This window comes from Brevundimonas sp. (assembly GCF_041688735.1).
In the GTDB taxonomy this organism is placed as follows: domain Bacteria; phylum Pseudomonadota; class Alphaproteobacteria; order Caulobacterales; family Caulobacteraceae; genus Brevundimonas.
The window spans coordinates 61,512-69,070 of record NZ_JBDNHO010000090.1; the positions used below are offsets into that span (position 1 = coordinate 61,512).

Below are 7,559 nucleotides of genomic sequence, written 5' to 3' on the forward strand. Positions count from 1 at the left end.
GAAATCGATATGGCCCTTTCGTGGGGATCAGGGAACGCGCGAAGGTCGCTTGCGTGCATGGGTCGCGACGGTCGATATCGAAACCATGACTTCCTCCCTGATTTCCCTTTTGCCGCAGCTCGCGTCCGCCGCCGCCCACACCCATGCCCTCGGCTTCGCCTACGACGGCCTCGACGGCGACCGGGTGCGTCTCAGGGTTCCGTGGCGCGAGGATCTGGTTGGCGATCCCGAGACGGGCGTGCTGTCCGGCGGCCTGGTGACGACCTTGCTGGATCATGTCGGGGGGCTGGCCGTCTGGGTGGCGCTCGACCGGTTCGAGCCGATCGCCACTCTCGACCTGCGCGTCGACTACATGCGGGCGGCCGAGCCGCGTCGGGATCTGATCGCCGAGGCTCGCTGCTATCGCCTGACCCGGTCCATCGCCTTCGTCCGCGCCTGGGCCTTCGAAGACAGTCCCGAGAACCCCGTCGCCGCCGCCCAGGGCGCCTATATGGTCGATTCCAACGGTGGGCGTGTGTTGGGATCCAACCTGAAGGACCAAAGGGGCGACGCGGCATGAGAGACCTTCTGGACCGCCTGCCCTATGCCCGCTTTCTCGGTCTGACGACGCGGACCGAGGGCGAGGTACTGACCGTCACCATGCCCTTCCACGCGCGCCTGATCGGCAATCCGATCCTGCCGGCCCTGCACGGCGGGTCCACGGCCGCCCTGCTGGAACTGACGGCCGTAGCTCAGGTCGCGCTGCTCTACCCGCGCCTGCATCTGCCCCGTCCCATCAACGTCACGGTCGCCTATCTGCGCTCGGGACGCCCCGTGGACGTCCACGCCCGCGCCCGCATCAGCAAGGCCGGACGACGCGTCGCGCATGTGCTGGCGGAAGCTTGGCAGGACGACGAGGCGCAACCCATCGCATCGCTGACCGCGCATTTCCTCGTGGCCGAAAACACCCTTTAGTTGCGCGCTGGTAATATCTATGATTGAATTCCCCGGTGACACTGGGTCACGGGAGACATCAGTCATGACGAGACAGATCATCGGCGAGGCCCTCGCGGCCCGCATCTACGCCGCCGAAACCGCCATCGACCGCGCCATGGGAGAGACGGCCGCCCTCGCTGCCGCCCTGCCGGGCGCGCGCGCCGAGGCCTATCTTTCAGCCGTAACGGGGCAGCGGGCCTTCATCGGAGCCGCCGCGTCCCTCAGCGCCCTGGCCGAAGCCCGCGGCCATCTGGTCGACACCCATAACACCCTCGCCGCCCTGGCGCGCAAGCTGGGCCTGGACTCGCTCGCTGTGGGGCCCGTCGACAAGCCCGGCGACACCCCTCCGATCGGCGGTGGCGCTGAACCGAACGCGGGTCGCTCAGGCGTGGTAAACAAATCCTTACCGAATACGGCAAAGGTGTGTTGAGGCTGTTTCTGACTGTTAAATGAGGATAGTTTCATGGACAGATCTGAGATTGTCGCCAGCGTCGCCGGTGACCTGAATGCCACCGAGCAAGCCGTCGATCAGGCCATTGCTCGCGCGACGACTCTGGTGCAGTCCATGATCGGCGGCCGCACCGCTCTGTCGCTCTCGCCCGTGACCGGCGCCTCTTCGCAAGCCAAGGCCATGGAGGCGATCGCCGCCCTCGGCCTGGCCCGCGAAGCCATCGTCGCCGCCCACACCGAAATGGCCAAGGATCACCGCCGCATGGGCTGGGGCGCCTACGCCATCGGCACCCTCGATAAGTATCCTGAAGGCGAAGAAAAGAAACCTACCAGAGGGGACGCGGACTATCGTCTCCGCGCCGTTTAATTCCGAGTAATGTCGACTGACGGGCATTTCCGTCGGACGCAAATCATAGCATGGTCGCTTCCACACGAACTCGTGTGGAGGCGACCCTGTGTTTGATACCCTGGCATCACAGATCGGCGCCGCCTTCGCCCTTAGTGTAGTCGTATTCGCATTTCTGAAAGGCGACGAACCCGAGCGGATCGGCGGCGGCACTTATGCCTTGGGGTTTCTGGCGTCTCTGCTGATACAAGAAGACGGCCTTCTTTACGGCACGCAATGGGGGCTGTTGGGCATCGACATCGTCATGCTCGCGGTCTACGGCGGCCTGGCTTGGAAGAGTCGGCGATCGTGGCCCGTCTGGGTCTCTGCTTTGCAGTCCCTGATCGTCATAAGCCACGTGCTCACCCTTGTGGATGTTCGTCCGCCGATGACGGCCTATGTGACCGTAATCAACCTGGCCAGCTACGGCATCATGCTTTCGCTTGCCGTCGGCACCTTCTGGGCCTGGCAGGAGCGCCGCGCCGCCGGCCTCGAATAGGTGAAGGCTCAAAAGCTTAACCTCAGGTATTTATTCCTGGATTAATCGATTACCCTGCCCCGAATCGGCTCCTTCGGCCGAAGGTGATCGCATGCCCCTGTCCCATGGCCAGCTCTGGAAGGCGATCGACGGGCTGGCCCGGCGCGAGGGCATCAGCACCTCCGCCCTGGCAAGGCGGGCGGGCCTCGACGCCACCAGCTTCAACCCCTCCAAGCGGTTCGGGCCCGGCGATCCTCCGCGTCCGCGCTGGCCCTCGACGGAAAGCCTGACCCGCACCCTCCGGGCCGCGGGCCTGTCGCTGGGGGACTTCGCGGCCCTGGCGCAGGATGCGCCCGAACGTCCCTCGACCACCCCTATGCTCGGCATGGCCCAGGCCGGCCAGAACGGTTTCTTCGACGACGCGGGCCTGCCGACAGGCGACGGCTGGGAGCAGACGGATCTTCCCCGCTCGAAGGACACCCTGTTCAGCCTGACCATCAGCGGCGACTCCATGACACCTCTCTATCGCGAGGGAGATCGTGTTCTGGTCGATCGCGACGCGACCCGTGTGCGCAAGGGCGACCGCGTGGTGGTCCGCACCACGGGCGGCGAGACCCTGGCCAAGGAGATCGCGGCCCTGACGGCACGCGTCGTTACCCTGGCCTCGATCAATCCAGACTATGAGCCGCGGACGCTGGCGCGCCGCGACATCATCTGGATGGGCCGCATCCTCTGGGTCAGCCAGTAAGACTGCGCCACCCGACGGTCAGCAGCCGGAAGTGCAGCGGGTGCCTCGCGCTCAAGCCGCCTGAAGGGCGTTAGCGCCTAGAGCGCTCAAGCAGCCCGGAGGTCGTTAGCGCCCAAAAAGAAAGACCGCCCCCTTTCGGGGACGGCCTTCGATGCCTGCTCAGGCGAGATGTTCTTAGTAGGCCGAGACGTAGTTGGCGTTGACCCAGCCGCCACCGGCGATCTGGACCCACTGACCCTGCGAACCGATGGCGCTGAAGGGCTGGCCGGCGCTCAGCGAACCGGTCTGGCGATAACCGGTGCCCGGACCCGTGCGGATGCGCAGGTTGGACGTGGCGCGGTACTGGGCACCGCTGCTGGCGGTGGTATCCGCCCGGGCGCGCTGCTGGTTGCAGCCGATGTAGGAGCCGGCAGCGGCACCTGCGCCTGCGCCAGCGACGGCCCCGAGCGTGCGCTCGTTGGACGAAATCCGGCTACCGGCGAGACCGCCGATGACGGCACCGATCAGGGCACCGGCGCGCTGGCGACCGCCGGGGGCGTCGCAGTTGATGATGCCGTTGGCCTGTTGGGCCATGGCCATGGTGGGCAGTGCGGCCGGAACCAGCGAGCCCAGCAGGGCGGCGGAGGCGATGGCGGCGGTGATCTTGATCTTCGACATGGCTCAGTCTCCTTCATCGAGTTGGTCGATGACGCAGACAATGCGCCGAACCACATGAAGGCTCCCGGAGCCCCGTCGTTATATTCCGTTCATGTGCGCCGGCGGACGATCCGGCCCGGAATGCCAAGCGCCGCGGCTCATCAGGATGCCAGTTCGCCTCCGGCCCCGGCCTCGATCAGCGCAATGCTCTGCGTCAGCCCATAGATCGCCGCGAACGAGCCGAAGCGCGGCCCTTGCGACGCTCCCAGCAGCACTTCGTACAAGGCCCCGAACCAGCCCCGCAGCGGTTCAAAAGTGTGGTCCTTGCCCACCGCATAGACCTCGCCCTGGATCAGTTCGCCGTCGGTCGTGTCCGCGGGCAGGGCCTTTAGCCGCCCGGCCAGATCCAGCAACGCCGCCTTCTCCTTGTCGTCCGGCAGGCGGTAGGACTTCGTCGGCTTCACGAAATCCTCGTAATAGTTCAGCGCCCGCTCCATCAGCTGGTCCAGCAGCGGTTCGGTCGCCGGCGTCGACTCGGGCAGGTATCGGGCGAAATAGGCCCACAGCTGGGCCTTGTCCGACGCATTGGCCACGGCGACCAGGTTCAGCAACAGAGCGAACGACACGGGCGAGGTATGGGTCGGCGGCGCGCCCGCATGAATCGACCAGACGGCGTTGTCGATCCGCTTGGCCGGCTCCTGGGTCTTGTAGGCCTCAATGGCCGCCAGATAGTCGTCGATGGCCCGCGGGATGACGTTGAAATGCAGGCTCTTGGCTGATTTGGGCGACTGGAACATGTACCAGCTCAGGCTCTCCGGCGTGCCGTAGCGCAGCCATTCGTCCATGGTCAGGCCATTGCCCTTCGATTTGGAAATCTTCCGGCCCTCGACGTCGAGGAAGAGCTCGTAGTTGAACCCCTCAGGAGGCACGCCGCCCAGCGCCCGGCAGACCTTGGAGCTCTCGCGCACGCTCTCGATCAGGTCCTTGCCCGACATCTCATAATCGACGTCCAGCGCGGTCCAGCGCATGGCCCAGTCGGGCTTCCACTGCAGCTTCACATGGCCGCCGGTGACGGGAACCTCGGTGCGACCGGCATCTTCGTCCTTGGCGGGATCGTCGAAGACGATGGTTCCCTTGGTGACATCGCGCTCCAGCGTCGGGACCTGCAGCACATGGCCGGTGACCGGGCTGATCGGCAGGAAGGGCGAATAGGTCGCGCGGCGTTCCTCGCCCAGCGTCGGCAGCATGATCGCCTGCACCGTGTCGAACCGCTCAAGCAGGGTCAGCACGGTCGCGTCAAAACGGCCGGACTTGTACTGCTCGGTCGAGGACAGGAATTCGTAGTTGAAGCCGAACCCGTCGAGGAAGGCCCTCAAGCGAGCGTTGTTGTGCGCCCCGAAGCTGTCATGCGTCCCGAACGGGTCACGCACCACGGTCAGCGGCTTGTGCAGGTCCTCGGTCAGCATCTCCGGATTGGGGACGCCCTCAGGTACCTTGCGCAGCCCGTCCATGTCGTCGGAGAAGGCAATCAGCCGCGTCGGCCAGTGGTCGCCGGTCAGGGCGCGGAAGGCGTTGCGCACCATGGTTGTGCGCGCAACCTCGCCGAAGGTGCCCATGTGCGGCAGGCCCGAGGGGCCATAACCGGTCTCGAGGATCACTTCACGCTGCAAGGCCGGAAACGTCGCCAGCGCCTCGTCCGCCTTGCCCGCGTCGATCAGCAGTTTGGCCGCCGTCCGCTCAGCGTCATCCAGCCGCTTCTTCAGCACATGGGCCAGAAGATTGCGGGCCTGTTCGAACGGCCAGGATTTGGCCTCTCGTGCGAGGATTTCGAGGTTCTCAAGCATGGGCGGGGTTTGCAGCCCGCGAACCCCAGCGTCAATGCTCGCTTTTTCTCGCCATACGGATGCCGGGTCGCGTCAGGCCGGTGAGGGCTTGGGCATGTGGATCATTGACTTGCGGAAGTTGAGCACCGTCCCGACCATGGCGTCCGTGGTGACGAAGGCGATCGGCAGCCCGACCTCAACATTCGACACCACCTCGGCCTGAAAGCCACGTTCGCGCAGGAAGGCCACCGCGCTCTGGGCCGCCTTGTCTGGATTCCGGACAACCAGACCGATGCTCGCCGCCGCGAAACCCAGCCGCTGGTGAACCTCGGGCGTAGGGTGGTTGATGATGGTCCCGTCCCACAAGATCGACCGCAACACGCCGCCGCTATCCGCTTGGAACCGCGCCTTCAGCCCATGCCGGTCCAGCAGGGCTACGATGGCCTCCTTCCCCTCGGGCGAAGCCGCCGTGAAGATCCGCGAACCTCCATCGGGGAACGGCAGGGGATTACGCCCTCGCACCGCCGCCAGCGACCAGAAGACCCAGCCGCCCATGACCACAACAATCAGCACGATCACCCAGATCGGAATGAACATCCCACCCTCCCGACACCCTCGCCAACCGGCGTTTGGCTACCCATACCATAGGTTCCAGCGGCCTTGTCACGGCCGGGCAGCAGGTTCAGCCGATCGGCCGCAAGATTGCTGACCCTTTCAGCCGGACAGGCCATGGTCGTCGGCGCTCATAAGCGTCAGGGAGTCAAGCCGTGGGGGGATTCGCAGCCTGCATGGCCCCCGCGTCATTGACTACGGGCGATCAGCCCTCCTGAACGGGCTCGGCTTCCGCCCCGCCGAGACCCGAAACGGAGACGCAGCGTTGCCGGGTCGCGCCCCCCAACTGTTCAGTGCGCGGGGCCATGCTACTGGCAGCGCCGTCCGCGCCATAGGTCGCCAGCCATTGGCAGCCCGTCTGCAGATCGGTCAGGACGAAGATATTGGGTTCAGCGGTCGCGGTCTTGGTGAAGGTGGCCCCGAGGGCGGCAGTCCGCAGGGCACCGACCGGATCTTCCAAAGCGCGCTGCATCTCGTCGGTGCGGGCGCTGAGGTTGTCGGCGGTATTGCGCGCCGCAGCCGCCGTCTCCTCGATCTCGCGCAGGGCGGAAGTGTCTATCGGCTCGCAGGCCGACAGCAGTACAGCAGTACAGCAGCGCACAGGACGGCGATCGGCAGGCGCCGCATGAGAAAGCTCCAGAAAAATGACGTTCGAGTATGTCCGCGCCCGGCCCTCGATCCGTTGAGACCCAGCGTCGCAGGCCTTGGCCACAATGCTAAGCCGACTGTTTGAAACGTGGATCAGAAAATTGCGGGCCTGATAGAACGGAAGTGGCTTTCGCTCGCGCGCCCAAGCTACTGTCGTGGCTGGCGGAGGGCTCCGTAGACCACGTCGAAGGCGTCGAGCGCCGTATTGTTAGGCAGCGGGGCGGCTTCGATCGTCTCCCCCATATGCAGGACACGCTGGTCACCGGCAGTGAACGCGGGCCATTCCGGCCTCCCGGCACCATTGGGATCGCCGTCACGAGCAAATGCGACCCAGTATTCCGCCATGGTGTCGGCCAATGTCCGGTCCTGCGACGTCCACGCCCATGCCTGCTGTTCAAGGTGATCGAACATATACCAGAGCTCAGCGAAATGGCCCGCGCGCCAGTTTTGCTGGATGGAGCCTTCCGGGTAAGGCGGGCGGCGGCTGAAATAATAGGCGTGGACAGGGCTCCGCCCGTGCGCGGCCTGTAGCCTTGCCCAAGCCCGGATGTTCCAGCCGAAGCGCAGGTCGCGTTCGAAATCCGCGCGCGCTGTCTGCGCCTCCTCATCGGTCGTGAAGGCATAGGGAGCAAGCAATGGGGGCGGTAGTTGCCCCCAGCGCGCCGCTAGGCTCAGGACTCATTGATCATAGCCAGAAGATCACCGTGGCGGCGATAGTGATGGCAGACATGAAGGTGTGTGCGCATCGGTCGTAGCGGGTGTGGATGCGCCGCCAGTCCTTGAGCCTGCCGAACATGTTCTCGA

11 protein-coding genes and 1 pseudogene are annotated in these 7,559 nt (G+C 65.3%); 6 read left to right on the forward strand and 6 right to left on the reverse strand.

The window, feature by feature from the left end; all coding sequences use genetic code 11:
* Nucleotides 1-85 precede the first annotated feature (85 nt).
* From ACESMO_RS09455 to ACESMO_RS09480, 6 genes are all read left to right on the forward strand, one after another.
* Nucleotides 86-559 (forward strand): PaaI family thioesterase, encoded by a 474-nt coding sequence (locus tag ACESMO_RS09455; protein WP_372707909.1) that lies wholly within the window; start codon nucleotides 86-88, stop codon nucleotides 557-559.
* Nucleotides 556-954: a PaaI family thioesterase gene (locus ACESMO_RS09460; RefSeq protein ID WP_372707910.1), complete on the forward strand. Its 399-nt coding sequence runs from the start codon at nucleotides 556-558 to the stop codon at nucleotides 952-954. The genes ACESMO_RS09455 and ACESMO_RS09460 overlap by 4 nt, the downstream gene beginning before the upstream one ends.
* A 64-nt stretch (nucleotides 955-1,018) precedes the next feature.
* Nucleotides 1,019-1,405, forward strand: a complete 387-nt coding sequence (locus tag ACESMO_RS09465) for a hypothetical protein (protein WP_372707911.1) — start codon at nucleotides 1,019-1,021, stop codon at nucleotides 1,403-1,405.
* Between the two features lie 33 nt (nucleotides 1,406-1,438).
* Nucleotides 1,439-1,792 (forward strand): hypothetical protein, encoded by a 354-nt coding sequence (locus tag ACESMO_RS09470; protein WP_372707912.1) that lies wholly within the window; start codon nucleotides 1,439-1,441, stop codon nucleotides 1,790-1,792.
* Nucleotides 1,793-1,880: 88 nt separating this feature from the next.
* Complete coding sequence (locus ACESMO_RS09475; RefSeq protein ID WP_372707913.1) at nucleotides 1,881-2,309, forward strand: hypothetical protein; 429 nt, start codon at nucleotides 1,881-1,883, stop codon at nucleotides 2,307-2,309.
* A gap of 91 nt (nucleotides 2,310-2,400) precedes the next feature.
* Nucleotides 2,401-3,036: a helix-turn-helix transcriptional regulator gene (locus tag ACESMO_RS09480; protein WP_372707914.1), complete on the forward strand. Its 636-nt coding sequence runs from the start codon at nucleotides 2,401-2,403 to the stop codon at nucleotides 3,034-3,036.
* A 174-nt stretch (nucleotides 3,037-3,210) separates the two neighbouring features.
* On the opposite strand, the gene ACESMO_RS09485 is transcribed toward ACESMO_RS09480, so the two are convergent.
* The 6 genes and pseudogenes from ACESMO_RS09485 to ACESMO_RS09510 all read right to left on the reverse strand — a co-directional run.
* Nucleotides 3,211-3,693: an SH3 domain-containing protein gene (locus ACESMO_RS09485; RefSeq protein WP_372707915.1), complete on the reverse strand. Its 483-nt coding sequence runs from the start codon at nucleotides 3,691-3,693 to the stop codon at nucleotides 3,211-3,213.
* 140 nt (nucleotides 3,694-3,833) lie between these two features.
* Nucleotides 3,834-5,516 carry a lysine--tRNA ligase gene (locus ACESMO_RS09490; protein ID WP_372707916.1) on the reverse strand — a complete coding sequence of 561 codons (1,683 nt, stop codon included), beginning with the start codon at nucleotides 5,514-5,516 and terminating at the stop codon, nucleotides 3,834-3,836.
* 72 nt (nucleotides 5,517-5,588) lie between these two features.
* Complete coding sequence (locus ACESMO_RS09495) at nucleotides 5,589-6,092, reverse strand: hypothetical protein (protein WP_372707917.1); 504 nt, start codon at nucleotides 6,090-6,092, stop codon at nucleotides 5,589-5,591.
* Between the two features lie 220 nt (nucleotides 6,093-6,312).
* The gene (locus ACESMO_RS09500) at nucleotides 6,313-6,708 is read right to left on the reverse strand and encodes a hypothetical protein (RefSeq protein WP_372707918.1); all 396 of its coding nucleotides are present in this window, start codon (nucleotides 6,706-6,708) and stop codon (nucleotides 6,313-6,315) included.
* 194 nt (nucleotides 6,709-6,902) lie between these two features.
* Complete coding sequence (locus tag ACESMO_RS09505; protein ID WP_372707919.1) at nucleotides 6,903-7,391, reverse strand: carboxylesterase family protein; 489 nt, start codon at nucleotides 7,389-7,391, stop codon at nucleotides 6,903-6,905.
* A 49-nt stretch (nucleotides 7,392-7,440) separates the two neighbouring features.
* A pseudogene (locus ACESMO_RS09510) lies at nucleotides 7,441-7,559 on the reverse strand (IS5/IS1182 family transposase); the annotation flags it as partial.